This window comes from Rhodobacter sp. NTK016B (genome assembly GCF_017303295.1).
Lineage (GTDB): Bacteria > Pseudomonadota > Alphaproteobacteria > Rhodobacterales > Rhodobacteraceae > Pararhodobacter.
Genome location: NZ_JAFKOK010000023.1, coordinates 23,191 through 46,701 on the forward strand (window position 1 = coordinate 23,191; position 23,511 = coordinate 46,701).

Genomic DNA, 23,511 nt, shown 5'->3' on the forward strand with positions numbered 1-23,511 from the left:
GTGGCAATCCCGCTTTGACGACTTGTCAGATCGGAGCCAGACATGCGCACGAGCGAGCGGGGAATTGCGTTCAACGAGCGGTTCGAGGGCGTGGTGCTGCGCGCGTACCGGGACCCGGTGGGGATCTGGACGATCGGCGCCGGGCTGACGGCTGCCTCGGGCGTGGTGGATCCCGGGCCGGGCATGGTGATCACCGCCGAGGAGGCCTCGCGGCTCATGGCCGAGGCGCTCCGCACGCGCTACGAGCCTGCGGTCAACCGGGCCATGCCCGGCGCCAAGCAGCACGAGTTCGACGGCGCGATCTCGTTTCACTGGAACACTGGGGCCATTGAGCGCGCGAGCTGGGTGCCGGCCTGGGCGAGCGGCAACATGGCCGCGATGCGGGAACGGCTGGCGCGGTGGAACAAGGGCGGGGGCAAGGTGCTGCCGGGCCTCGTGCGGCGCCGCAAGGCCGAGGCCGATCTCATCCAGTACCGCGACTATGGTGTGCCCTTGCGGGCTAAGGCCCCGCGCGGGCTGGCCCGCGTGACGCTCGATCTGTCGCGCGACGAGGTGAGGGCCGCCCGCGATGCCCTGAAGGCGCGGGACTACGCGGTCGGCGAGGACACGCGCGGCATCGCCGTTGATGCGGTCCGCGCGTTCCAGACCGATCACGACCTGACCGTGGACGGCATCCTCGGGCGCGCGACGCTGTCCACGCTGCAGCGCTCGATCGACGCGCGGGGCAAGTCGCTGGTGGGCGGCGGGCTCGTCGCCGGCGGTGGCGCAGAAACCGCCACCAACGTGCTGCCCCCTGATCTGCCGCTCGCCTGGACCGGCCCCGTGGCGCTCGTGCTCGGGGGGCTTCTCGTTGCCTATCTCGCCTGGACCTACCGCGACATCCTCGCGGCCAAGCTTCAGGCCCGCCTGCCGCGCGTCGCGGCCTTCCTCAGGAGTATCAAATGAGCAGCAGCCTGACGGCCCTTGCCCTGCAGATCGGCGTCCCGCTCGTCGGCCGGGTTCTCTCGCAACGCCTCGGCTCGGGCAATGCCCGGCTGATCACCGAAGTGATCGACGCCGTCGCCCGCAGGCTGGGCGTCTCGCCCGCCGAGGCCGAGGTGCTGGCCCAGACCGATGAGGGCCGCGTCATCGACGCGCTGCGCGAGACCGAAGCCGACATGCCCGAGCTGATCGCGCTCCATGCCTCGGCGCTTGAAGCGCAGACCGCGCTCCTGATGGCCGAGCAGCGCGGCCCGTGGTGGGGCTGGGCGTGGCGGCCGGCCTTCATGTGGCTGCTCGCCTTCCTGTGGCTGTGGAACGTGGTGCTGTTGCATATTGCGAACGCGGTCTGGCGCATCGCTCTGCCGCCGATCGATCCGGGCGTGCTGCTCTCTGTCACCGGGATCTATGCCGCCCTCTATATGGGCGGGCACACCGTCAAGGACTGGGTGCGCATCAGCCGGGGCGGAACTGCGTGACGTTTGACGATGTAATAGTCTGGGCGGCCGGTCTCGCCACACTGATCTCGTTGGCGACGACGATCTGGAACTTTGTGGCGTCCGGTTCGCGGGCCAACGCGAAGCGGATCGAAGACCAGGATCAGCGCCTCAACCGTCACGAGGCCCGGCTGAGCTCCGTCGAGCAGGATATCCGCAACCTTCCGGCGCAGGGCGATCTGCATCAGGTCCAGCTGGCGCTGGAGCGCATGCACGGGGACCTCAAGGAAATGCGGGCGATCATGGGGCGCATGGAAAGCATCGTGTCGCGGCACGAGGAACATCTGTTGGACGGAAGCAAACGATGACCGACTATTCCGAAACCCTGCGCCGGCACCGCCGTCTGGCTATCCTGCGCCATCTCGCGGCATGCGCCGAGTACACCTCCAACGCGTCCATCCTGGCGGATGTCCTGCGCGGCGTCGGCGTGACGTCGACCCGGTCGCAGGTGGTCACAGAGCTCACCTGGCTGGCAGAGCAAGGCTTCGTCCACAACGATGATCGCGGGGATTTCGTCATTACCATGGCGACCGATCGCGGCGTCGAGATTGCAGCCGGTCAAGCCACGCATCCCGAGATCCAGCGCCCGCGTCCGCGCCGCAACGGAGCGTGACATGCCGCCGCCTCGCAAGATCGATCTTCTGCCGGCAGAACTGCGCGGGTGGCTCCAGGAAGAGCTGCGCGCACGAGGTTTCGGTCAATACGAAGACCTCGCCGAAGCTCTGAACTTCCGGCTTGAGGAAGCCGGGCTGGACCTGCGCATTCGGAAATCAGCGCTGCATTCATGGGGCTCCGAATACCAGGAGTTTGTCCGTCTGCAGGAGCAGGCGAGTGATTGGGCGCAGGAGTGGCTCGGCGAAATGGGCATGGACGATCAGGCGCGTCGCCAGAGCGTCCTTTTCCAAATGCTGACCACGCTGGCCTTCAAGGTAATGCGGGCAGAAGTCGAGAAAGAAGGCGACGAGATCAGCCCGCAAAGCCTGCATTTCCTCGCGCGGATGATGAAGGACGTCATGTCGTCGTCGGGCATCGTCCAAGCGATGCGTGAGAAGGACCGCAAGGAACAAGGCGCGAAACTCGATGCGGCCGTGGCCTCGGGCGACATCGATGCCGAAGCCGCCGCCAAGGCGCGCAAGATCATGGGGTTCGCATGAAAAACGAAGCTGCAGCGATGCTGATCCTTGTCTCCAACGAGCACTTCAAGCTCGCGCGCTGGTGGACACTCGCGGCCGCGTGGGTCTTCGGCCGGCATCGGATCGTCCACCATCTCGGCCGGGAAGCCCGTGTCGCCTTCTGGCGGGGCACGCCCTATCTGCTCACGTTCCGAGAGGTGACGTGATGCCAACGCCGGCGCGCCCGGTCATCAATTTCCTTCCCTATCAGCGAGCGTGGATTGCTGACGAAAGCCGCTTCAAGATCGGCATGTTCGCGCGGCAGACCGGCAAGACCTTCTCTACCGGAGGGGAATGCGCCGATGACTGTTTCAAAGCGTGGATAGAAGATCGGCGGGTACGCTGGGTGATCTTGTCGCGCGGCGAGCGTCAGGCCGCCGAAATGATGACCGAGGTTATTCAGCCGTTCACGAAGGCCTTTTATGAGGTCTACAATACCCTGTTGAAGGGCGCCGAACCGAACTTCTGGCAAGATGAGTTCCGCGCCCCGCAACCGAACGGACCGGATGCCGTCTACAAGTCGCTCGAATGCGGTTTTCCCAACGGAAGCCGGATCACCGCGCTGCCGGCCAATCCTGACACGGCCAGGGGTTTTTCCGCCAACGTCATTCTTGACGAGTTCGCCTTCCACGCGAAGTCGCGGGCAATCTGGGCTGCGCTGTTCCCGGTCATCTCGAAGGGCAAGCAGAAGCTGCGCGTGATTTCGACGCCAAACGGCAAGGGCAACAAGTTCTACGAGTTGATGACGGCCGAGGGATCGGTCTGGTCGCGGCACGTCGTCGACATCTACGAGGCCGTGCGCCAGGGCCTCGATCGTGACGTTGACATGCTGCGTCAGGGCATGGCCGACGAGGATGCGTGGGCGCAGGAATACGAGCTCCAATGGCTCGACGAGGCGAGCGCCTGGCTCGACTACGACCTGATCTCGGCTTGTGAATCGAACTCGGCCGGCAACCCCGAACTCTACATGGGCGGGCTCTGCTTCGTGGGCGTCGATATCGCGGCGCGCACCGACCTCTTCGTCATCGTGGTGGTCGAGCTCGTGGGCGACGTCCTCGTCACCCGCGAGATCATAGCGAAGCGGCGGATATCCTTCGCGGAGCAAGACATGCTTCTGGACGAGGTCATGATGCGGTACCGCGTCGTGCGCGTTCGTATGGACCAGACCGGCATGGGCGAAAAGCCGGTCGAAGACGCCAAGAGACGTCACGGCTCGGAGCGCGTCGAGGGCATTCTCTTCAGCGCTGCCGCGAAGCTCGACATGGCAACCTCGCTGAAAGAGTCGATGCAGGATCGCAAAACGCGGCTGCCGGCCGGCGACCCGGTTCTGCGCGCGGACCTGCACTCGATCAAATCGCAGGTGGGGATCTCCGGCACGCGCCGCCTGGTAGCGGACGGTGACAGCGACGGGCACGCTGACAGGTTCTGGGCGCTGGCCCTCGCAGTGTCGGCCGCCGAGATGGATGTCGAGGCCTACGACTACAGCAGCGTACCCGGGTTGCGGTCCCGGTTTGCCGATCGTGACCAGGACGACGAAGACGATGTCTCGGCCGAACGCTGGGGACAACACCAAGGAGCGTGGTAATGCTGGTCGATCAGTTTGGCCGCCCCATCAAAAGGGCATCCACATCCGAGATGCTCGAGCGCCAATCGGTTCCGGGCCTCGGTTCGGTTCGCCAAATCCAGTCCGGTCACCCGGCGGATGGGCTGACACCGCCGCGTCTTGCCGCCGTCCTGAGGGAGGCCGAGACGGGGGATGCTACCGCCTATCTCGAACTCGCCGAACAGATGGAGGAGAAGGACCTGCACTACGCGGCCGTGCTTGGGGTACGAAAGCGCGCCATCCGATCGCTAGAGCTCCAGGTGGACGCCGGGGACGATAGCAATGCTGCGAAGGAAGCCGCGGAGATCGTTCGCAAGTCGCTCGACACGGCCGCAGTCCGGACCTCCCTGATCGACGTCATGGATGCCTTGGGCAAAGGGTTCTCTGTCTCCGAGATCCTTTGGGAAAGGGACGGCAACCGGCTGAAGCTCTGCGGGATCGAACTGGTCGACCCGCGTTGGTTCGAGTTCGATCAGGAAAACGGCCAGCACATCTATCTGCGTGACAATGCCGGTCCTCAGATCCTCCGACCGGACAGCTATCTGATCCATGTCGCCAAGGCGAAATCGGGCCTTGCCATCCGGGGCGGCCTGGCGCGCCTCGCGGCCTGGGCGTGGCTGTTCAAGAATTACAGCCTGAAGGACTGGGCCATTTTCCTTGAAGCCTACGGGCACCCTCTGCGCCTCGGCCGGTATGGGCAGCATGCAAAGCCGGAGGAAAAGCAGATCCTGCTCCGCGCCGCGCGCCAGATCGGCGTCGATATGGCGGCGATCATCCCGAAGGAGATGGACCTCGAAGTGATTTCGGCCGCGAGCTCCGGCAGCGAAAAGCTCTATGAGGGCAACGCGCGATACTGGGATCAGCAGCTGTCCAAAGGGGTGCTTGGCCAGGTTGCCACCACTGACGCCATTGCGGGCGGGCATGCCGTGGGTAAGATCCACGAAGAGGTCCGCAGCGATATTCGCGACGCGGATGCCGAGCAGCTGGCCGCGAGTTTGCAGCGCGACGTGGCCGGCGCCCTGGTCCGTCTGAATTTCGCGGACCGGCACCGGGTGCCGCTGCCGATCATCAGCTTCGTTTCGCCGGAACGGGCCGATCCGAAGCTGATGATGGAGTTGATGGAGAAAGGCCCGAAGGCCGGCCTCAAGATCCCGGTCAGCCAGATCCGGGAGGTTTTTGCGTTGCGAGAACCCGAAGAGGGGGAAGCCATTCTCGAACCGCCCATGCCGCCGGCAATCCGCCCTGAGGTCCCCGCGCCGACGTCCGATCAGATGGCCGCCGGAAACCCCAGCCGCCAGACCGCCGCACGCCAGGAAACGGATCGGCCGAGGGACAGCATCGATGCGTTGGTGGACGATCTGATCGCAGGCGGCGGGATGCAGCGCGTCATGGACGCGGAGTTCGGTGCGCTGCTCGAAGCGTTGCGCAAAGCTGAAACTGTGGAAGACGTCCAGGACATCCTCGTGGCATTCGACGCCGAAGACCTCGGGGCTGTGCGCGAGCTCATCGCCAGATCGACCTTTGCCGCACGAATGGCCGGGGAAGCCGGGGCCTCGATCCAGGACGGATCATGACGGCAATCGAACTGCTCCCGCTCCCGCATCGGGAAGCCATCGCCTATCTGCGCTCGAAAGGCTTCGCGCCCCCTGAGCAACGCTTTGACTATCGGGATGTCTGGCTCGAAGAGCACGCCCGGAGCTGGGTCGTGGCGAAAGCGATGCGTGACGACGTCACGCGCGAGATCCGCGATGCCGTCACCCGCGTCCTCGAAGAGGGCGGAACCGTCCGGGCCGCGATGAATGACCTCGCTCCCAAATTGCAGCGGCTGGGTTGGTGGGGCCGAAGCACGATGCTTGATCCAGTGACGGGCGAGATGCGGGACGTTCAGCTCGGCTCGATGCGCCGGCTGCGGGTGATCTTCGACACGAATTTGCGCACCGCTCACGCGGCGGGGCACTGGGCGGCGATCGAGCGGACCAAACGTGGTTTCCCCTATCTGCAGTACATCCAGATAGATCGCCCCACAAAGCGGCACGATCACCGGCGGTTTCACGACAAGATCTGGCGTGTTGATGATCCGATCTGGAAGCGGATCTATCCGCCGAATGGCTATTTCTGTGGCTGCCACGTGATCCAACGCACCGAAGGGTGGATGCGCCGCAACAACCGCACGGTTGATGCGCCGGCCGAGCTTGATGAACGTCCGTGGTCGAATGAGCGGACGGGCGAGATCACCGCCGTACCGCGCGGGGTTGATCCCGGCTTCGATTCGAACCCGGGGGCGGCCTGGCTTGATATCCGCGAAGCCGTCGATCGCGTCATGCCGGAAGCAGGCATTGAGCAACGCGCCACCGCGCAAGGTATTCTGAGCGGGCTGCGCGCCCAGACCCTCGCGAGGGGTGCTGAAGGCTTGGCGATCGTGGACGCCGCCGGCCGTCCCACCATGGCCGCATTCGGAACCCGGGAGGCACCCACGGCCCTCTCCGTCGAATGGTCGCGGTTGGCGCCAGGCGCCGCCTCTTTTCGGAGCTATGCTGACGAACTCGCCTTTGGCGAAGACCTCAGCACCGCATTCGACGTCGGCCTGCGGTCCGTCACCGCGATCACGCCCAGCGGCGCGCTCTGGAGTGCGGAGAACCGTGAAGCGGGCAACACCGCCGCCCTTTACCAAGCCTTTGAGCGCCAAGCCGCCCGGTATCGTGCAGAGCTCGCCGCGCTGGCAGAGGGCCGTCTCGTCTACACTCACGCCCGGGCGCTTTGGCTTGAGAAACAGGGCGCCTTGACCTATCGTTACGCCTTGTCGGAGCGTGTTCGGCAAGCTCTGGCGCGTAACGCGGATCTGGTGCGGAGATTGGTCGAGGCCGCAGAATAGCCCGCACAGGTCAAGCACCGGCAGAAACGCCCTGAGAGGCCGCACGATGCCTTCCGCGCGCCGTTGGCCGCGAACGAACCTCTCGGCCGGTTTTGAAGGCCCTCAGGCGGTTTTAAACGGTATCTGACACGCCCGCCGCACTCGCCTTCCGTCCCGCGACCCTGAAGCCCCCCGAAACAACATCCCACGGCCCTGCCTCGGGCGGCTCTGGCATATCCGGGGCATGGAAAAGACCGTTCGCAATATCTGTGCCGTGGCAACGGCTCTGCCCGCCGAGCCCCCCGCCCGGATTGAGCTGATCCCGGTTGGAGCCTTCAAGACGGCCGACCGCCGCCCGCAGTTCCGGATCGATGATGCAGCGGCCGTGATCGCCGCGAGCCTTGAGCAGGCCCCGGGCGGGGTTCTTCCGATCGATTTCGACCACCGCTCTTTCGCGTCGAGCGGCACGGCCGACAGCCGCGCGGCGGGCTGGATCACCGGGCTGGAGGTCGAAGGCGACCGCGTCATGGCCTCGGTCGAATGGACGGAAGACGGCCAAAAGGCTGTCTCGGGGCGGGTCTACCGCTTCATATCACCCGTGTTCAAGAACCTGCCCGACGGTCAGGTGGTGCTGATCGAAGGCGCCGGCCTCGTCAACACGCCCGCTCTCCCCCAGCTTCGTCAACTTGCTTCCAAGGAAAATTCGATGGACCCGATCGAAGAGATCGCGGGCCTGCTCGGCCTTGCCGCCGACAAGCCCGCTGACATCGTGACGCGCGTGACCTCGCTCGTCGCAGCCGAGACGCAGCTCGCGTCGATCACCAAGGCCGCCAAAGTGGACGGACCCGAGGCCGTGACCCAGATCTGCGCCCGGCTCACCAAGCCGGTTGCCGATCCTGGCGAGTTCGTGCCGAAAGCCTCGTTCGACGAGCTGCAGACGCAATTCGCCGCGCTTCAGACGACCGTCAAGAACGGCGCGGTGGAAGCCGCGCTCGATCGTGCGCGGGAAGCCGGCAAGCTCACCCCCGATCTCGAACCGTGGGCCACGCAGCTCGCCGCGAAGGACCTCTCCGAATTCGAGGCCTGGGCCGCCGTGGCGCCGGTGCGTGTGAACGTCTCGGGGCAGCGCCAGCTCGCGGGCCGTCCGGCTCCGGTGAAAACCGACGCGCTGGACGAGACCGAGCGCCAGGTCGCCTCGCTGATGGGGATTGCCGAGGCCGATTTCCTCGCCACCCGCAACGCCGCCGTGAAGGAGCACTGACATGACCGCACTGGCCAAGAATACGCCCCGGACCCGCGTTGGCGAAGGCCGGCGCTTCCAGGATCCGGTTGCCGCCTCGGTCCGGATCTTCAAGGGCGCGATGGTGGCGCTCAATGCCACGGGCTTCGCGCTGCCCGCCGTCACCACCGCCACCCGGGTTCGGGGAGTCGCCCTGACCGAGGCCGACAACACCGACGGCGCGGCGGGTGACACGAGCGTCGATATCGAGCGCGGCCCGTTCCTGTTCGCCAACGCCGGGACCAATCCGGTCACCCGCGCCCATATCGGCACCAACGTCTACGTCGTGGACGACAACACCGTCACCTCGTCCGCGACCGACACGATCGTCGCCGGCAAGTGCCTCGATGTCCTCCCCGAGGGCGTCGTGGTCGAGATCCTCTGAGGAGCATATCATGGACCTGACCCGCGCCGCCCTCGCCGCGTTGAACACGGCCTTTTCCACCACCTTCAATACCCGCCTGACCGGCGCGGAAACGACCTACGGGCGCGTTGCGATGACCGTCCGCTCGACCACGCGTACCCAAGCCTATCCGAAGCTCTCCGAGCTCGGCCCGATGCGCGAATGGGTGGGCGAGCGCTTCGTCGAGCGTCTGGAGACCGACGGGTTCGTCATCACGAACCGCAAGTTCGAGAAGACGGTCGCCGTCCCGGTCGACGATATCTCGGACGATCAGATCGGCATCTACACGCCGGTCATCTCCGATATGGGTCAGACAGCCGCCGAATTGCCCGACGATCTGGTCTGGGAACAGCTGGAGAAAGGTTTTTCCACCGAGCACTACGACGGCCAGAATTTCTTCGACACCGACCATCCGGTGCTCGACGATGCCGGCGCGGAGATCTCGGTGTCGAACTTTCAGGGCGGCTCGGGCGCGGCTTGGTACCTGATCGACGACAGCCGGCCCATCAGGCCGATCATCTTCCAGGACCGCGAAGCCGCCAAGATCACCCCGAAGACCAGCCTGACCGACGAGAACGTCTTCAACCACGACGAATACGTCTGGGGTGCGAAACGGCGCTGCGCTGCCGGCTTCGGGGCCTGGCAACTCGCCTATGCCTCGCGCCAGACGCTGAACGCCGCGAACTATGCCGCTGCGCGCGCCGCGATGATCGCCATGCGCGGTCACCGTGGGCGCAAGCTGAACCTGAAGCCCAAGCTGCTCGTGGTGTCCGCCGCGAACGAAGGGGCCGCGCGCGAACTGCTGATGGCTGAGCGTGACGCCGGCGGCGCCACCAATGTCTGGCGCAACAGCGCCGAGCTTCACGTCGAAAGTCGCCTGACCATCTGATCGGCCGCACGGCCGGTCGGTTTCCCGAGGGGCGGGACAATCCCGCCCCGACGATAAGCCGACAGGAGGATCACATGGCCCGCAAAGCCGCACAGCCCAAGCCTGACCAGACGAAATCCGCCCCTGCGGAAGCGGCGAAGACCGTCGAGCAGCCCGACGCCAACGAGCCGCACGCCAAGGCCACCAACGGCGCCGAAAAAGACGCCGCTTCGGGGGCGAAGCCCGCGCCCGAAGCGGCGTCCGGAGAGGAAGACCAGGCACGGAATACCGAGGGCACCAATAAGGCGCGCAGCAATGCGGCCGAGGTGCCGAGCACGCCCACTGCCGAGCATGGGCAAGAGGCGGCCGGGGGCGACCAGATGCCCCCGGCCGAGACGGCTCCGATGATCGTGGTCACCGGGCCGTCCCGGGGCCGCCGCCGCATCGGGCGCAAGTTCGGCCCCGAGCCGGTTCTCATCCCGGCCGACAGCGTTTCGGCCGAGGAAATCGCCGCTCTCAAACGTGACCCGGCACTAACCGTGGTGCTTCCGCCCGAGCCGGACGCCTGAGTTCCGTGCGCCGAGGTGGCAGCTTCGGCGCACCATGCCCTGGTCCAGGGCCTGCCGGTGGGCGGTGAAGATCGCCCCCGGCCACCTGATCCACCGCGCAGCCTGAGTGTGCCCGATGTCCTATGCGAGCCTTGCCGAATTCAAGTCCGGGATCCCTGAACGGGATCTGGTGGCGCTGACCGATCTCGACCTCACGGCGGAAGGGACCGTGCAGGATGATCGCATCCAGGAAGCGCTCGACGACGCCTCGGCCGAGATCGACAGCTACATCGCCAAGGTGGTGGCACTCCCGCTCGCAGCGGTCCCCCGCATCCTGAAAGTTGTCTGCCGCGATCTCGCGCTTCATCGGCTCTATGTGAACATCGGCCACGACATGCAGGCTCGCAAGAGCCTGCGCGACGAGGCCATCGGCTATCTGAAGTCGGTGAGCCGGGGCGAAGCGTCACTCGGAGACGGGGGCGCGGTGCCGGCCGAGATTGTCTCGCCGGGCGCGCCGATGATCGAAGGCCCAGAACGCCAGATGACCCGCGACGGTCTGAAGGGGTTCTGAGATGGCCGGCGTTCAACTCACCGTCACGCTCGACGATCTTGCTGCCACCCGGGCGCTCAGTGCGCTTGCTGAGGCCAGCACCGATATGACCGAGCTGATGGATGACATCGGTCGCGCCCTCGTGAGCGGCGCCGTCGAGCGGATCGGATCGACGAACGTCTCTCCCGACGGCGCTGCGTGGCAACCCAGCCATCGCGCGACCGAAAAGGGCGGGAAAACCCTGCATGACAGCGGCGAGCTGATGCGGAGTATCAACTCTTGGGCCAGTCCCGACCAGGTCGCGGTCGGAACGAACAAGGTCTACGGCGCGGTCCACCAGTTCGGCGCAGCGACAGGCTCGCTGGGCGTCTGGGTCGGCAATGACAAGCACGGCCGCGAGAAAACCGTTCTGTCGCCTTGGGGCGATATCCCGGCGCGCCCGTATCTCGGGATCTCGGACGAAGAGGAACTGACCATCCTCGATCTGGTGGAAGCCCGCTACGGCGACATCATCGAGGCCTTCCAATGACCCCGGAAATCATCAGCCGCCTAAAGATCAAGTCGTCATCCCTCAGCGGCCGTGTCTACGGGGCCGCCGCGCTCGCGGCGCTCATGAAGGACAATCAGGTCCCGAAGGTGACACCCTGTGCCCATGTACTTCCGACCGGGCTGACCGGGCGCAAGCCTGCGGACGCGGCAACGGGCGCCTTCGTCCAATCCTACGATTACGGCTTTGCCGTCGTCCTGTCGCTGCGCGCCCACGACGCCCTGGGCGAACGTCTCGTCCTCGACGAAGTGCTGCCGCAGATCGTCGAGATTGCAAAGGCGCTCGTCGGCTGGACGCCCGACCCCGATACCGCCGGAGTGTTCGAATTCCGTCAGGCACGCCTCGCCAGCTTCGCGCGCGGCGTCGCGATTTACGAGCTCACTTTCGCCCTCCAGGACCAGCTGAGGATCATCCCATGAAGACGTCCAAGACGCCCCTGCCACAGGTGGGCGGCAGCTTCATCCGAGAACCGGACGGCACGCTGCATTCGGCCAAAGACCGCACCGACGAGGCGCCGTCACGGCCTGCAAAACCCGAAACACAGGCGGAGAACTCCAGCCGCCGCGCCAAGAAGCCCGTGAAGGAAGACTGACATGCCCCAGCGCTGGAAATCCAAGGTCCTGCTCGCCAAGCTCGAAACCGCCTATGGCACCGACCCGACCCCCACCGGGGCACTGAACGCGATCCTCGCCACCCAAGTGCGCCTCATGCCCATGGAAGGCCAGGACCAGAGCCGCGACCTCGAGCTGCCCTGGCTCGGCGCCCAGGGCACGATCCCGACCGAACTCCACCGGAAGCTCTCTTTCCGCGTCGAAGCCACGCCCTCGGGCGAGGCGGGAACGCCGCCGGCCTGGGGCGTGCTCCTTCGTGCTTGCGCCGTCGCCGAAACGATCACGGCCGATACGTCGGTGGCCTACAACCCGGTGAGCGCCGGCCACGAGTCGATCACGCTTTACCAGTGGGTGGACGGCACGCTCTACAGGCTGTCGGGCGCACGCGGCACCGCAACCCTTCGCGTGACGGCGCAGGGCATCGTGTATTTCGAATTCGAATTCACCGGCCTGTGGCACGACGTCACCGACACCGCTCAGGCTGTTCCGGATCTGGCCGCCCAGATCGCCCTGACGCCGACGATCGCGACCACGGCGAACACGCCGACCTTCACGATCAACGCCGTCTCGCTCGTGATGCGCAGCTTCAGCCTGAACCTGGGCAACCAGGTCGAGCGCCGCTTCCTGATCGGCTCCGAGGCGATCATCATTCCTGACAAGTCGGAAGCGATCGAGACCACGGTCGAGGCGGTGCCCATGGCGACGCTGAACCCCTTCGCGCTTGCGGTTGCGCAAACCCGGGTGCCGATCTCGCTGGTCCACGGCGTCACGGCCGGCTCGATCGCCACGCTCGCGATCCCGGCGGCGCAGATGCAACGGCCGCAGGGCCTCGAAAACCAGCAGAACATCGTCGAATGGCCGCTCCGGATGGTCCCTCTGCCCGAGACCGGCAACGACCAGTGGGTCCTCACGCTGACCTGACACCTTCCTTTCCCCGCATCTCTCCAGCCAAAGGCACACCATGTTGAAGATCATCAAGAACCCCGAATTCACCGCGAAAGTGAAAGTCCGCATGCCCGTCGAGGGCGGTGCGCAGGACACTCAGTTCACGGCCCGTTTCAAAGGTCTGACGGTGTCTGAGACCGCCGCTTTCGACACGGTGACGGTGGAAGGCACCAACAGCTATCTGCGCGCCATTCTCGTCGGCTGGGGCGAAGATCTGCGCGATGAGGCCGGCGAACCGATGAGCTTCAACGACGCCAACCGCGACATGCTGATCGATATCGGGCCCATCCGTGTCGCGCTGCTCCAAGCCTACAACCTCGCGATGATGGGGGCGAAGCAGGGAAACTGAGGGCGGTCGGGCGCGCCTGGGCTCGCGGCGATCTCGCCGGACCAGACGCAGGCCCGGCCCCGGATGACGCCGACGAGGACGCCCGCCGATGGGGGATCACGCTGCAGCCGGACTGGGAACGCGCAGCCGGCGACATCGAGGACGGGATCTGGGCCGAGCATGTCAGCGCCTTTGAAGCCTTCCTCGCGGTCTCATCGCAATGGCGCTCAGACGGGCGCCGCTTCCTTGGTCTCGACTATTCCGCGGTGCAGTCGGGCTTCGAGCTCGCGGGCATCGACCTATCCACACGCAACTGGGCCGATCTCCGTCTGATCGAGGCGGGCGCCCGAGACGAACTGAACAGGAAACCGTAATGGCCGCCGGCGATCTCACCGCCTCTATCATCCTGCGCTTCCTGGCCGAACAGGCCCGGCGGGAAATGGTCGGTGCCGGCAATGATCTGAAGGGGCTCGGCGATGCGGCGCAGGCCGCCGGCGCAAAAGCGACCGGCGCCGCTTCAGCCCTGACGGTGGCGGCCGCCGCGACCCAGTCCGCCTTGGCCCCGACCGAGGCGCTGGGGACCGCCTACGCGGCAACTCTCGGCCATTCGATCAATCTCACCGCACAGATGGGCCGCAACGCCACAGCGATCGCCGGGGCGCAGAACGCGGTCACCGGCCTGACCCGCGACATCAACGACCAGGTCCAGGCGATGCAGGCCGAGCAGGCGGCGCTTGGCCAGTGGCGATCCGAACTCGACCAGATCCGCGCCCGCTTCAACCCGATCTTCGGGGTGACGCGCCAGTACGAGCAAGAGTTGCGCGAGATCGCGGAGGCCGAGCGTCTCGGCGCCATCACCGCCACTGAGGCCGCGAATGCACGGGACCGCGCGGCGATGGCCCTCCAGCCTGTCGCCCAAGGCATCCGGTCGGTGGGCGACACATCGCGCCTTGCGGCGGCGCATACCGCGAACCTGTCCTTCCAGCTCAACGACATCGTCATGATGACGGCCGTCGGTCAGAGCCCGTGGATGCTCATGATGCAGCAAGGCCCGCAGGTCGTGCAGGTCATGGGGCAGATGCGAACGGCGGGGCTGTCCTTGGGAACGGCCTTGCGCAGTTCGCTTCTCGGCCTTCTGAACCCGGCGGGCCTCGCGACGATTGCGCTCATTGGGATCGGCGCCGCCGGCGTTCAGGCGCTGACGGGCCTGCGGGGCGAAACCAAGTCCTTCGACGACAGCCTTGGAGAGCTCAACGACACACTCGGGCGCATGCGCACCAATCTCGACCTTGTGCGCAACCTGCGTCTCGGCGAGACCTTCGGCGGCCTCTCCGCCGATGTCCGGGCACTTGCCCAGGGGATGCTGGAACTCGATCGTGCGAGCCAGCTGGAGCAGCTGCAGAGCGCGGTCGACACCTTCGGCGATGACCAAGTGGCAGAGGGCTGGGGCCAATGGATTGGCCGCCTTATGGCTCAGAGCCGGTCTCCCCTTGTCGCGGCGCAAGAGAGCACTCTGCGAAACGCCAACTTGGCGGATAACTATGCCGAGCTAGGCGCCGCGAACAGCTACGACGACTTCTCGGCTCGCGTCGAAGCCTTGAACCAGACCGCGCGGGCGGGCGACATCGAGGGCGTCGTCGAGCAGCTCGTTCAACTGCAACAAGCGATGTCAGGCGGCGGCGCCTTCTCCGAGATGTCGACCGAACTGCGCACGATCCTGTCCCAGCTGCAGCAAGCCGGGATCAGCATTGCGCGCGTTGAGGCCCTTTGGAACGGGTCCGCCTCGGACGAAGCGCGAGCGCGCGCCGTCGACGATATCACCCGGGGATATACCGAGCAGACCGAGCTCGCGCGCGCTGCCGCGACCTACGGCCAGAACTCCGCCGAACTGGAGGCCGTCCGCGCGCGGCATCAACGCGAAGCCCTCCGCCTGCGCCTTCAGGAAATCGGAGCCGCAGAAGGCAGCGCCGAGGCCCTGCGCGCCCAGGCTGATCTTGAAGCCATGCTTGCGGCCGAAGCCGAGCGCTCGGCCCGCCAGCGCCAGCGCGATCAGAATGCGGTCTTCGATGACCTCCGCCGTCAGGCCGAGCTTTCTCAAGCTATTCTGGCGTACGGCGAGGACTCCGCACAGGCCGAGGCCGTGCGCGCACGCCACGCCAATGAAGTGCTGCAAGCCCGCCTGACCGAAATGGGCATGGCGCCCGCTTTGATCGCCCAGGCGCTTGAGCTTAACCGGGCCGAGCAGGCGCGCGCGCTTCTGGTTCGGGAGACGAGCGCGGCGCGCGAGCTCGGCCGAAGCCAAGCCGAACGCATCGAGCGGCTACGCCTGGAACAAAGTCTGCTCGGCCAGTCCGAGGCCACACGCCGCCGCATCATCGCCCTCTGGGAGGTCGAGCGCGACCTGCAGCGCGACCACATCAACGCGTCGAGCGCTCGCGCGGCCGAGTTGCGCAGCGCAGCTGTCCTGGAAGCCAACCTTGCAATCGAGGTCGAGCGCCAGACGGCGGCGTGGCAAAGCGTCCAGTCCTCGGCCGAAACCGCGATCGAAAGCATCGTGGACAAGCTCACCTCCGGCGACATCGAGGGCGCGCTCGAAGCCCTCGCGGATCAGATCCTTGGCACGTTCAACGAGCTGGCGATCGTCAACCCGCTGCAGAACGCCCTTCTGGGAACAAACCACGCCACGCTGCAGGACGCCGGCGGCCTGCGCGGCATCTTCGAGCGCCTGACCGGGCGCAACATCGCGGGCGCCCAACCCGGTCTGCAGCCCGTCGCCACCTCGACCATGAGCGTGACGGCATCCAGTGTCTCGATCAACGGCGCCCCGCTGGGACTCCTTTCAGCGACCCCCGCCGGCGCGCTGTCAGCCAACACCGGCCAGTCGCCCGAAGCCACGGCATTGCTACAGGGCGTGGCGCAGATGGGAGCGGCCCGGCCGGACGGTATCACGGGCCTGTCGGCGGCATTGGCGGATCCGCTCGCTGCGATGATCGCGGAAGCGCAAACGCTTTTCGGCCAGGACGCCGTCTCCATCTATTCCGGATACCGCTCTAACGAGGTCCAGGCGCGGCTATGGGAAGACGCCCTGCAGCGCTATGGCAGCCCCGAGGCCGCGCGCCGCTGGGTCGCGCCTCCCGGCAACTCGCGGCACAATTACGGGCTCGCGGCGGATCTTCGCTATGGATCGCCCGAAGTGCAAAGCTGGATGCACCAGAACGCCGGGCGCTTCGGCCTCGACTACCGGATGGATCACGAGCCGTGGCACATCGAGCCCGCGAATGCCGGCGCGATAATCAACGGCCAGCAACAGGCCACCGCCGCATTGACGCGGTTCACCGCCGCCACGACAGACGCCGGCACTGACCTCGGTACCCTCGGCCAAGGGTTCGACGTGTTCGGGAACGCGCTCGCATCGGGGCTACAGGGTCTTGCAAGCGGCGGTACGCAAGGCGGGATCACGGGCCTCCTCCAGTCGCTCGCCTTCGGAATTGCGGGCGCCCTCGGCATCCCCGGTTTCCGCTCCGGCGGGTGGACAGGCCCGGGGGCGGCATCGGATGTGGCCGGCGTTGTGCATGCCGGCGAGTACGTCTTTGACGCCGCAGCGACCCAACGGATCGGCGTCGACGCTCTCGAAGCTATCCGGACCGGCGCCATGCCGGGTTTCGAGGCCGGCGGCTACGTGCCCGGTCCTCCGCCGCGCATTTCCGACTTCGGATCGAGCGATGCCGCCCCCTCGGTCGTGCAGCTGCAGCCGGTGCTCGTCAACAATACCGGGCGCCCGATGCAGCTGGAGACCGAGGAAAGCACGGATGCGCGCGGGCAGCGCCAGATGAAATACGTCCTGTCCGACATGGTCGGCGAGGGCCTCGCTACGCCCGGTGGTCGGGGCGCGCGAACGCTCGAACAGGGCTTCGGCGTTCGGCGCAACAGCCGGAGGCGCCAGCTATGACCGAGGTATGGCCTGCAACCTTGCCGCGCCCTGAACGTGATACCTGGCAAGCCCAGCCCCAGGAGGCCCGTCGCAAGCGCCAGCCCGACAACGGCCCGCCCGCCTACCGCCGGCGCTTTTCCTCCGTGGCGCGGATGGTGTCGCTTTCGGTGCTGCTGACCCGCGACGAGAAGGCGGTGTTCGACCACTTCTATCACTCGGTCTGCGCGGAGGGCGCGGCGCAATTCTATCTGCCTGATCCCACCACCGACGGCTGGGAACTCCTCAGCTCGGACGGCGAAACCCTGCTGACGCGCTGGGACAATCCCGTTCGCCTTTCGGCGCGCTGGCTTTGCCTGTGGGGCGACACGCCACCTGCCGAAACCCTGCTCGGCATCGAGTTCCGGAAATCCTTCAGCGTGGTGGTAATGCCATGAGACGCCTCTCGCTCAATGCCCGGCTCGCACTGGACGCCCCGGTCTCGGACCAGATCGAGGTCGCGCTCTTTCTCATCGAACACCCGGATCTCGCCGCACCGATCCGCCTTTCGACCGACAACACCGAGCGGCTCAGCGAAGACCCCGTCACCTACGGTACGCGGTCGACCTGGGCCGGGTCGAACCCGATTACCGAACCTTTCCTGTGGATCGTCGCCTCGGCCGTGCTCCCCGGCGACGAGGACGACGCGCCGGCGAATGCGCGCATCGCGATTGCGAACCTGTCGTCGAGCATGGTGGCCCTCCTGCGCTCGTTCACAGATCCGGCCGACATCCGCCTCGCCGTCGTGATGGCCGACACGCCCGATCTGGTCGAGGAGGAATGGTCCGGGCTCCGTCTGGTCTCGGCCGACATGGACGCGGGCGAGATCGTCCTGTCGCTGAGCCGCGACGAGATCGAGCTTGAACCGTTCCCGCCGGGGCGGATGACCCGGCTCAACAACCCGGGGCTACACCCATGAGCTGGTCCAATCGCTTCATCGGTATTCCTTTCGAGGATCTCGGCCGCACCCGGACGGGCTGCGATTGCTGGGGGCTTGCCTGCGTCATCTATCAGGAAGAGCTGCATATCAGCCTCCCGGATTACGTGGGTGACTATGCCTCGGCCGAGGAACATGCCGAGATCGCGTCGCTGATCTCCGGCGCCAAGTCCTCACCCCTCTGGCTGCCGGTCGACGGCCCGGCCATCGCGTTTGACATCGCGGTGTTCCGGCGCGCCCGCTACGAGACCCATCTCGGTATCGTGGTTCGCCACGGGATCATGATCCACATGGCCGGTGAAGATCAGGCCAAGCTCGCGCGGTACGCCGACGCCCCTTGGCGCAACCGCTTCGCGGGGCATTTCCGGCACGCTTCAAGGGCCGTTGAACGCCCGGTTCAACTGATCACGGGGGCGGCGCGATGAATACCGTCCCGGTTCTGGCCGCGCCTGCGCTCGATCCCGGCGCCGCGCGCATCGATGTCACCCTTCCCGAAGGGCTGAACATCGCCGAAATCGTCGAGACAACGCTGCCGTCGGCCTGCGAAGCCGATCTTGCGCACGCGCGTATCACGCTTGTCGGCCCCCGGGGCGCGCAGGTTGTCGAGCGCACGCAGTGGCACCGGGTGCGGCCGAAGCCCGGGATCCGCGTCGTCATCCGTCTCATCCCGGGCGAAGATGCCCTGCGCACGATCTTGTCGATCGTGGTCGCGGTGACCGCCGTCGCGCTGGGGACCATGTTCGGCCCTGCCGTTGGCGGTCTGCTTGGTCTGGCAGGCAAGACCGGCGCGGCCATCGGTACGGCGCTGGTTACGGCTGGCGCAAACCTGCTGGGTGCTCTTCTGATCAACGCGCTGATACCGCCCGCCAAACCGGAAAAAGAACGGCCGAGCTACAGCCTGTCGGGCTGGCGAAACCGGCTCGATCCGGACGGCGCCATCCCAGTTCTCTTGGGCCAGATCCGCTATGCGCCGCCCTTCGGTGCGCTGACCTGGACTGAGATCGCCGGCGATACGCAATATCTGCACGCGCTGTTCTGCTTCGGTGAAGGGCCGCTCGAGCTGACGGATTTCCGTCTCGGCGAAACTTCGATCGCGGATTTCGACGAGATCGAGCTCGAGGTGCGTCAGGGCCTGGACGACGATGATCCGATCAGCCTGTATCCACGCCAGATCCTCGAAGAGCAGATCGGCGTCGAGCTGACACGCCCGCTTCCGCGTGACGATCTGGGCGACGTTATCAAAGGCGAGCCTGCGATCGAGACCCCGGTCGTGCGCACGACGGGGACCGATGCGTCCGGCGTCTCGATCATCCTCGCCTTCCCGACCGGCCTTGTGCGGTACAATGACGAAGGCAAGCAGCGGGTGCACAGCGTGTCCGTGAAGATCGAGCAGAGGCTCGTCACGGCCGAGGAGTGGACAGATGTCCTCACCCTCGAACTCAGCGCCAAAAAATCCGAAGGCTTCTATCGCCAGCACAACTGGAGCTTCCCCGAACGCGGGCGCTGGCAGATCCGGCTCACACTTATGACCGACGAGATCGATCAATCGAATTTCCTGCAGCGCGTGGTCTGGGCCGGGCTGCAGACGATCCGCCCGGAATATCCGCTCAACTACCATCGCCCGCTCGCGATCGTGGGCGTGCGCGCCAAGGCCACGCATCAGCTTTCCGGGGCGCTCGATAACTTCAGCGCGCTTGCCCGCCGCGTCTGCCTTGACTGGGACCATGAGACCGAGACCTGGATCGAACGCGCAACGTCGAACCCCGCTTCTCTGTTTCGCTTCATCCTGCAATGCCCGGCCAATCCCAAGCCCGAAGCCGACGCCGCGATCGACCTCGATCTCCTCACCGAGTGGCACGATTTCTGCCGTCTCAAAGGTCTGCACTACAACCGCGTCCTCGAAGAGGCAGGCATGACCCTGCGCGATGCGCTGACCGAGGTCGCGGTCGCCGGCCGTGCCACGCCGCGCCATGACGGCATCAAATGGGGCGTGGTGATCGACCGGCCAAGCGAGCTGATCGTCGATCACCTCACGCCCCGCAACAGTTGGGGGTTCTCGCTGAGGCGCAGCTACGCGGAGAAACCGCATGCCTGGCTTGCATCGTTCCGCGACGAGGACAACGACTACAAGCCCGCCACCCGGACCATTCGCCGCCCCGGCTACGAGGGCGACATCACCCTTACCGAGCCGCTTTCGCTGCCCGGCCTGACCAATGCGGCGATCGTCTATCGCGAGGGGCTGCGGCGGTTTTTTGAGGCCGAACACCGCCCCGACACCTTCGAGGCGACACAGGACGGAGCGCTACGCGCCGCGACGCGCGGCGACACGATCGTCCTGAGCCACGACGTGGTGTCGGACACCCAGAAAGTGGGCCGGGCACGGGCCGTGATCGGTCAGGCCGTGCATCTCGATGAAGCGGTCACGATGGCGGCGGGCACGTCTTACGTGATCCGCTTCCGGATGTTCGACGAGAACGACCCCGAGGACACGGTCGGGACGTCCGTCGTGCGCCCTGTGCGCACCACGCCCGGCGCGTCGGATATGCTTCTCGTCGAAGGCGTCGGCGCCATGCCGCGCACCGGTGATTTGGTGATCTTTGGCGTGGCCGGAACGGAGAGCTTTCCCGTTGTGGTCAGCCGCATCGAGGCCACCGAGGATCAATGCACGATCCTGCGCGCGGTCGCCGCCGCGCCCGAAATCGACACGCTGACCGACGCCGCCGAGATCCCGCCATGGTCGAGCCGCGTCGGGGCCGAGATCGACCCCAACCTGCTCGCCCCACCGAGCCCGACTTTCACGGCCGTGACGAGCGAGCGGGCCTCAGGCTCTTGGCGTATTGCCTTCCTGATCGCGCCGGGGAGCGGGACGATCGTGACCACCGGCTACCGGATCGGCTACCGCCTCGGCAGCAGTGGCGCTTGGACAGAGGTCGATATCCCGGCCGCGAACGGAGGCGGCGAGGTTGGCGCATTCAGCGCCGGCGACGCGGTCGAGATCCGGGCGAACGCACTGTCCTTCTCCGATACCGTGTCGCCTGCCACGGCGCCGGTCAGTCTGGTGATCGGCACGGGCGACGCCGCAATCCCGGCCGCGCTCGAAGACGAAGCCGTCACGGTGACGCCGCTTCTGGGCGGTGCGCTGGTCCAGGTCGCAACCGGTGCCGATCCGGTGACGACCCGGCTGCAGCTCTACCGCTCGACGTCAGACACGCTCGACCGCGACACCGACGCCGTGGGCACGCCGCACCTCGTCGACCCGACCCAGAGCTATTCCTTTGCCCTAGGCGATACCACGCGCTCGACTTTGCTCACGAACGGGGGGCTCGCGAGCGAAACCGGGTGGACGCTTGGGGCGAACTGGACGATTGCGGCCGGCGTCGCGAGCCACAATGCAGGGGCGGCAGATGCGATCTCGCAAGCCCGCGCGACGACGACCGGCAAATGGTACCGGCTCGGCGTCACCATCTCCGACAGCACGGCCGGCACCGTAACGCCCCGCCTGACGGGCGGTTCCACCGTGCCCGGCGCGGCACTCGCTGCCAATGATGCGCACCGCGCTCGGCTTCAGGCCGTGACCGGGAACGACACCTTCGAGTTTCTCGCCTCGTCGGACTTCGACGGGTCGATCGACGACGCGGTCCTCTTCCTCGAGACCGCCGCCTGCCTGAGCCAGGGCACCCATTACATCTGGGTCGAACCGCAGAACGAGGACGGCGTGCCCGGCCCCGTCGCCGGCCCGTTCCCCGTGACCATTACGTGAGGACCCCATGGTTGGAATTCGGACAACGAACCTCAACGAAAGCTCCGTCGTCGACGACCTGATCGGCAACTACAACGGCAACACCGTCCGGGTGTCTCTTCTCTGGCTTCTCGCTGCCATGACCGCTTTGTCTGGGCCGAGCTATCAAACCCGGGCGGAGCTCTACGCGGACCTCACTTGGCCTGACGGCGCGCAGGGCTATGTGACCGACGACGGCACCAGCGCCTTCAACGGCCGGTATCGGAAGGATGGCGCCGCCGGCGCCGGCTCGTGGACCCGGATCGGAGATCTTCCTTCTGGTGGCCCCAGCGCGGCCGAGCTCGCGACAAAGGCACCGATCAACTCTCCGGACTTCTCCGGCATTCCGCTCGTCGACACCGCAGCACCAGGAACAAACAACCGGCAGGCCGCCAGCACAGCTTTTGTTCAAGCGGCGATTTCGGCGTTGATCGCGGCGGCGCCGGGCGCCCTGAATACCCTCAACGAGTTGGCGGCGGCCCTTGGCGATGACCCGAATTTCGCGGCCACGATCGCGGGCCAGATCGGTGATCTGGAAGCGGCGCGCGGGTTTGACGCCCTGATCCGCCCGGCGATCAGCGGGACAGGCGATGCGGCGGTGGCCACGGTCGCGACGGAACAGGCCGAGATCGGCATCGCCAACGGCACGCCTTTCCTGGTCCGCTGGCCCGCCGCGAATACGGTCACCGCCCCCACGCTGACGGTCGGCGCCACCGAATACACGATCCTGAACCAGAACGGCGGCGCGCTGGCTGCCGGTGATCTCGGTTCCGCCCGCTGGTACTGGATGGTGCAGCACAGCTCGTCGCCCGCGCGGCTGAAGCTGCTCGGCGTCGTCAATGCGGCGGAGCTCGGGCTCGGGGAAGTCGACAACACGCGCGACGAGGACAAGCCGGTCAGCACCGCCCAGGCCGCCACGTTCGAGGCCGAGGCGCTGGTCGGTGCGCGGCAGAGCGGCGCGGGAAAGCTCGCGCCAGCGATGATCAAGTTCCCGGCCACGCGCAGGGACACCTACGCCTCGGGCGGTGGGTCGCGCTACCAGTGGGTTGCCGCCTGGGAAATGGGCGCTGATGACCGGATCGAGCGGATCACCGGCTACCTCAGTTCCGAGGGCGGCGCCAACACCACGGCGGAGATGCAGCTCTACCGGCAGGTCACGGCGTCGTCGGCGCAGATCGCCAGCTTGCTCACGGGCTATGAGCTTGTCGAGACGGTGCAGGTTCCGTTCACCGGCGGCGGGTTCGAGGAAATTACCTTCGCGCTTGAGCGGAGCATTCTGGCAAAGGCGGGCGAGCGCTATGCCGTGGCCTTCGGGCTGCGCGATGTGGGCGGCGATCTCGTCCCGCTGGGCTGCGGGTATTCCGTGCATTACCCGTCGCAGGAAACCGCCTATGTGAAAGGCGGCTTTGCCCCGGAAAACCGGCTCGACCTGATCCAGACCATCGGCACGAATGCCAAGGTGTTCTGCCGGGTGGAATCGCGCGCCGCCCAGCCCGCCGCTCACAGCATCCCCGCCACGGGTCGGGCGCGGGGCAGCATGTGGGGCAGCGGCGGCGGCTCCGGCGCCTTCACGCAGGTGACGTTCTGCGAGGTGCCGTCGAATGACCTGCAGCTCAGCGCGATCGGCTTCGATATTCAGGATGTGTCGA

25 protein-coding genes and 1 pseudogene are annotated in these 23,511 nt (G+C 66.4%); all 26 read left to right on the forward strand.

Features of this window, described 5'->3' with window-relative positions; genetic code table 11:
* The first annotated feature begins 42 nt into the window (after window positions 1-42).
* Window positions 43-945: a glycoside hydrolase family protein gene (locus JI664_RS22300; protein WP_207015992.1), complete on the forward strand. Its 903-nt coding sequence runs from the start codon at window positions 43-45 to the stop codon at window positions 943-945.
* On the forward strand, window positions 942-1,457 hold the full coding sequence (locus JI664_RS22305; protein ID WP_207015993.1) for a hypothetical protein: 516 nt from the start codon (window positions 942-944) through the stop codon (window positions 1,455-1,457). The genes JI664_RS22300 and JI664_RS22305 overlap by 4 nt, the downstream gene beginning before the upstream one ends.
* Window positions 1,454-1,783 (forward strand): DUF2730 family protein, encoded by a 330-nt coding sequence (locus tag JI664_RS22310; RefSeq protein ID WP_207015994.1) that lies wholly within the window; start codon window positions 1,454-1,456, stop codon window positions 1,781-1,783. Before JI664_RS22305 ends, JI664_RS22310 begins: the two co-directional genes overlap by 4 nt.
* Entirely contained in the window at window positions 1,780-2,088 is a 309-nt protein-coding gene (locus tag JI664_RS22315; RefSeq protein WP_207015995.1) for a hypothetical protein, read from the forward strand. The genes JI664_RS22310 and JI664_RS22315 overlap by 4 nt, the downstream gene beginning before the upstream one ends.
* A 1-nt stretch (window position 2,089) precedes the next feature.
* Window positions 2,090-2,629 (forward strand): phage protein Gp27 family protein, encoded by a 540-nt coding sequence (locus tag JI664_RS22320; RefSeq protein WP_207015996.1) that lies wholly within the window; start codon window positions 2,090-2,092, stop codon window positions 2,627-2,629.
* Window positions 2,626-2,814, forward strand: a complete 189-nt coding sequence (locus JI664_RS22325; RefSeq protein WP_207015997.1) for a hypothetical protein — start codon at window positions 2,626-2,628, stop codon at window positions 2,812-2,814. Before JI664_RS22320 ends, JI664_RS22325 begins: the two co-directional genes overlap by 4 nt.
* Window positions 2,814-4,232, forward strand: coding sequence for a terminase large subunit domain-containing protein (locus JI664_RS22330; protein WP_207015998.1), 1,419 nt, complete (start codon window positions 2,814-2,816; stop codon window positions 4,230-4,232). Before JI664_RS22325 ends, JI664_RS22330 begins: the two co-directional genes overlap by 1 nt.
* Window positions 4,232-5,824: a DUF935 domain-containing protein gene (locus JI664_RS22335; protein ID WP_207015999.1), complete on the forward strand. Its 1,593-nt coding sequence runs from the start codon at window positions 4,232-4,234 to the stop codon at window positions 5,822-5,824. The genes JI664_RS22330 and JI664_RS22335 overlap by 1 nt, the downstream gene beginning before the upstream one ends.
* The gene (locus JI664_RS22340; protein ID WP_207016000.1) at window positions 5,821-7,122 is read left to right on the forward strand and encodes a phage minor head protein; all 1,302 of its coding nucleotides are present in this window, start codon (window positions 5,821-5,823) and stop codon (window positions 7,120-7,122) included. The genes JI664_RS22335 and JI664_RS22340 overlap by 4 nt, the downstream gene beginning before the upstream one ends.
* A gap of 223 nt (window positions 7,123-7,345) precedes the next feature.
* On the forward strand, window positions 7,346-8,362 hold the full coding sequence (locus JI664_RS22345) for a phage protease (RefSeq protein WP_207016001.1): 1,017 nt from the start codon (window positions 7,346-7,348) through the stop codon (window positions 8,360-8,362).
* A 1-nt stretch (window position 8,363) separates the two neighbouring features.
* Window positions 8,364-8,765: a hypothetical protein gene (locus tag JI664_RS22350; protein ID WP_207016002.1), complete on the forward strand. Its 402-nt coding sequence runs from the start codon at window positions 8,364-8,366 to the stop codon at window positions 8,763-8,765.
* 10 nt (window positions 8,766-8,775) lie between these two features.
* Window positions 8,776-9,672 (forward strand): Mu-like prophage major head subunit gpT family protein, encoded by an 897-nt coding sequence (locus JI664_RS22355; RefSeq protein WP_207016003.1) that lies wholly within the window; start codon window positions 8,776-8,778, stop codon window positions 9,670-9,672.
* A 74-nt stretch (window positions 9,673-9,746) separates the two neighbouring features.
* Window positions 9,747-10,220 (forward strand): hypothetical protein, encoded by a 474-nt coding sequence (locus JI664_RS22360; RefSeq protein ID WP_207016004.1) that lies wholly within the window; start codon window positions 9,747-9,749, stop codon window positions 10,218-10,220.
* A 115-nt stretch (window positions 10,221-10,335) separates the two neighbouring features.
* Window positions 10,336-10,770, forward strand: a complete 435-nt coding sequence (locus tag JI664_RS22365; protein WP_207016005.1) for a gp436 family protein — start codon at window positions 10,336-10,338, stop codon at window positions 10,768-10,770.
* Between the two features lies 1 nt (window position 10,771).
* A complete protein-coding gene (locus JI664_RS22370; protein ID WP_207016006.1) occupies window positions 10,772-11,278 on the forward strand; it encodes a phage virion morphogenesis protein in 507 nt (168 codons plus the stop codon).
* The gene (locus JI664_RS22375; RefSeq protein WP_207016007.1) at window positions 11,275-11,715 is read left to right on the forward strand and encodes a phage tail terminator protein; all 441 of its coding nucleotides are present in this window, start codon (window positions 11,275-11,277) and stop codon (window positions 11,713-11,715) included. Before JI664_RS22370 ends, JI664_RS22375 begins: the two co-directional genes overlap by 4 nt.
* A complete protein-coding gene (locus tag JI664_RS22380; RefSeq protein WP_207016008.1) occupies window positions 11,712-11,888 on the forward strand; it encodes a hypothetical protein in 177 nt (58 codons plus the stop codon). The genes JI664_RS22375 and JI664_RS22380 overlap by 4 nt, the downstream gene beginning before the upstream one ends.
* Window position 11,889: 1 nt before the next feature.
* Entirely contained in the window at window positions 11,890-12,828 is a 939-nt protein-coding gene (locus tag JI664_RS22385; protein ID WP_207016009.1) for a phage tail tube protein, read from the forward strand.
* A gap of 40 nt (window positions 12,829-12,868) precedes the next feature.
* Window positions 12,869-13,201, forward strand: coding sequence for a hypothetical protein (locus JI664_RS22390; RefSeq protein WP_207016010.1), 333 nt, complete (start codon window positions 12,869-12,871; stop codon window positions 13,199-13,201).
* A gap of 101 nt (window positions 13,202-13,302) precedes the next feature.
* The gene (locus tag JI664_RS24285; protein ID WP_414707756.1) at window positions 13,303-13,554 is read left to right on the forward strand and encodes a DUF1799 domain-containing protein; all 252 of its coding nucleotides are present in this window, start codon (window positions 13,303-13,305) and stop codon (window positions 13,552-13,554) included.
* Window positions 13,554-17,129, forward strand: coding sequence for a phage tail length tape measure family protein (locus tag JI664_RS22400; protein ID WP_207016011.1), 3,576 nt, complete (start codon window positions 13,554-13,556; stop codon window positions 17,127-17,129). Before JI664_RS24285 ends, JI664_RS22400 begins: the two co-directional genes overlap by 1 nt.
* A complete protein-coding gene (locus tag JI664_RS22405) occupies window positions 17,126-17,545 on the forward strand; it encodes a hypothetical protein (RefSeq protein WP_207016012.1) in 420 nt (139 codons plus the stop codon). The genes JI664_RS22400 and JI664_RS22405 overlap by 4 nt, the downstream gene beginning before the upstream one ends.
* A complete protein-coding gene (locus JI664_RS22410) occupies window positions 17,542-18,066 on the forward strand; it encodes a hypothetical protein (protein ID WP_207016013.1) in 525 nt (174 codons plus the stop codon). Before JI664_RS22405 ends, JI664_RS22410 begins: the two co-directional genes overlap by 4 nt.
* Window positions 18,063-18,509 carry a phage tail protein gene (locus JI664_RS22415; RefSeq protein WP_207016014.1) on the forward strand — a complete coding sequence of 149 codons (447 nt, stop codon included), beginning with the start codon at window positions 18,063-18,065 and terminating at the stop codon, window positions 18,507-18,509. Before JI664_RS22410 ends, JI664_RS22415 begins: the two co-directional genes overlap by 4 nt.
* Window positions 18,506-21,844: a TipJ family phage tail tip protein gene (gene gpJ / locus JI664_RS22420; RefSeq protein ID WP_207016015.1), complete on the forward strand. Its 3,339-nt coding sequence runs from the start codon at window positions 18,506-18,508 to the stop codon at window positions 21,842-21,844. Before JI664_RS22415 ends, gpJ begins: the two co-directional genes overlap by 4 nt.
* 7 nt (window positions 21,845-21,851) lie before the next feature.
* Window positions 21,852-23,511: pseudogene (locus JI664_RS22425) on the forward strand (hypothetical protein); the annotation flags it as partial.

Excerpts from the sequence above, each read along its gene's own strand:
- JI664_RS22300 (WP_207015992.1), top strand. The coding sequence starts at position 43 with ATGCGCACGAGCGAGCGGGGAATTGCGTTCAACGAGCGGTTCGAGGGC.
- JI664_RS22305 (WP_207015993.1), top strand. The coding sequence starts at position 942 with ATGAGCAGCAGCCTGACGGCCCTTGCCCTGCAGATCGGCGTCCCGCTC.
- JI664_RS22315 (WP_207015995.1), top strand. The coding sequence starts at position 1,780 with ATGACCGACTATTCCGAAACCCTGCGCCGGCACCGCCGTCTGGCTATC.
- JI664_RS22320 (WP_207015996.1), top strand. The coding sequence starts at position 2,090 with ATGCCGCCGCCTCGCAAGATCGATCTTCTGCCGGCAGAACTGCGCGGG.
- JI664_RS22325 (WP_207015997.1), top strand. The coding sequence starts at position 2,626 with ATGAAAAACGAAGCTGCAGCGATGCTGATCCTTGTCTCCAACGAGCAC.
- JI664_RS22330 (WP_207015998.1), top strand. The coding sequence starts at position 2,814 with ATGCCAACGCCGGCGCGCCCGGTCATCAATTTCCTTCCCTATCAGCGA.
- JI664_RS22335 (WP_207015999.1), top strand. The coding sequence starts at position 4,232 with ATGCTGGTCGATCAGTTTGGCCGCCCCATCAAAAGGGCATCCACATCC.
- JI664_RS22340 (WP_207016000.1), top strand. The coding sequence starts at position 5,821 with ATGACGGCAATCGAACTGCTCCCGCTCCCGCATCGGGAAGCCATCGCC.
- JI664_RS22345 (WP_207016001.1), top strand. The coding sequence starts at position 7,346 with ATGGAAAAGACCGTTCGCAATATCTGTGCCGTGGCAACGGCTCTGCCC.
- JI664_RS22350 (WP_207016002.1), top strand. The coding sequence starts at position 8,364 with ATGACCGCACTGGCCAAGAATACGCCCCGGACCCGCGTTGGCGAAGGC.
- JI664_RS22355 (WP_207016003.1), top strand. The coding sequence starts at position 8,776 with ATGGACCTGACCCGCGCCGCCCTCGCCGCGTTGAACACGGCCTTTTCC.
- JI664_RS22360 (WP_207016004.1), top strand. The coding sequence starts at position 9,747 with ATGGCCCGCAAAGCCGCACAGCCCAAGCCTGACCAGACGAAATCCGCC.
- JI664_RS22365 (WP_207016005.1), top strand. The coding sequence starts at position 10,336 with ATGTCCTATGCGAGCCTTGCCGAATTCAAGTCCGGGATCCCTGAACGG.
- JI664_RS22370 (WP_207016006.1), top strand. The coding sequence starts at position 10,772 with ATGGCCGGCGTTCAACTCACCGTCACGCTCGACGATCTTGCTGCCACC.
- JI664_RS22375 (WP_207016007.1), top strand. The coding sequence starts at position 11,275 with ATGACCCCGGAAATCATCAGCCGCCTAAAGATCAAGTCGTCATCCCTC.
- JI664_RS22380 (WP_207016008.1), top strand. The coding sequence starts at position 11,712 with ATGAAGACGTCCAAGACGCCCCTGCCACAGGTGGGCGGCAGCTTCATC.
- JI664_RS22385 (WP_207016009.1), top strand. The coding sequence starts at position 11,890 with ATGCCCCAGCGCTGGAAATCCAAGGTCCTGCTCGCCAAGCTCGAAACC.
- JI664_RS22390 (WP_207016010.1), top strand. The coding sequence starts at position 12,869 with ATGTTGAAGATCATCAAGAACCCCGAATTCACCGCGAAAGTGAAAGTC.
- JI664_RS22400 (WP_207016011.1), top strand. The coding sequence starts at position 13,554 with ATGGCCGCCGGCGATCTCACCGCCTCTATCATCCTGCGCTTCCTGGCC.
- JI664_RS22405 (WP_207016012.1), top strand. The coding sequence starts at position 17,126 with ATGACCGAGGTATGGCCTGCAACCTTGCCGCGCCCTGAACGTGATACC.
- JI664_RS22410 (WP_207016013.1), top strand. The coding sequence starts at position 17,542 with ATGAGACGCCTCTCGCTCAATGCCCGGCTCGCACTGGACGCCCCGGTC.
- JI664_RS22415 (WP_207016014.1), top strand. The coding sequence starts at position 18,063 with ATGAGCTGGTCCAATCGCTTCATCGGTATTCCTTTCGAGGATCTCGGC.
- gpJ (WP_207016015.1), top strand. The coding sequence starts at position 18,506 with ATGAATACCGTCCCGGTTCTGGCCGCGCCTGCGCTCGATCCCGGCGCC.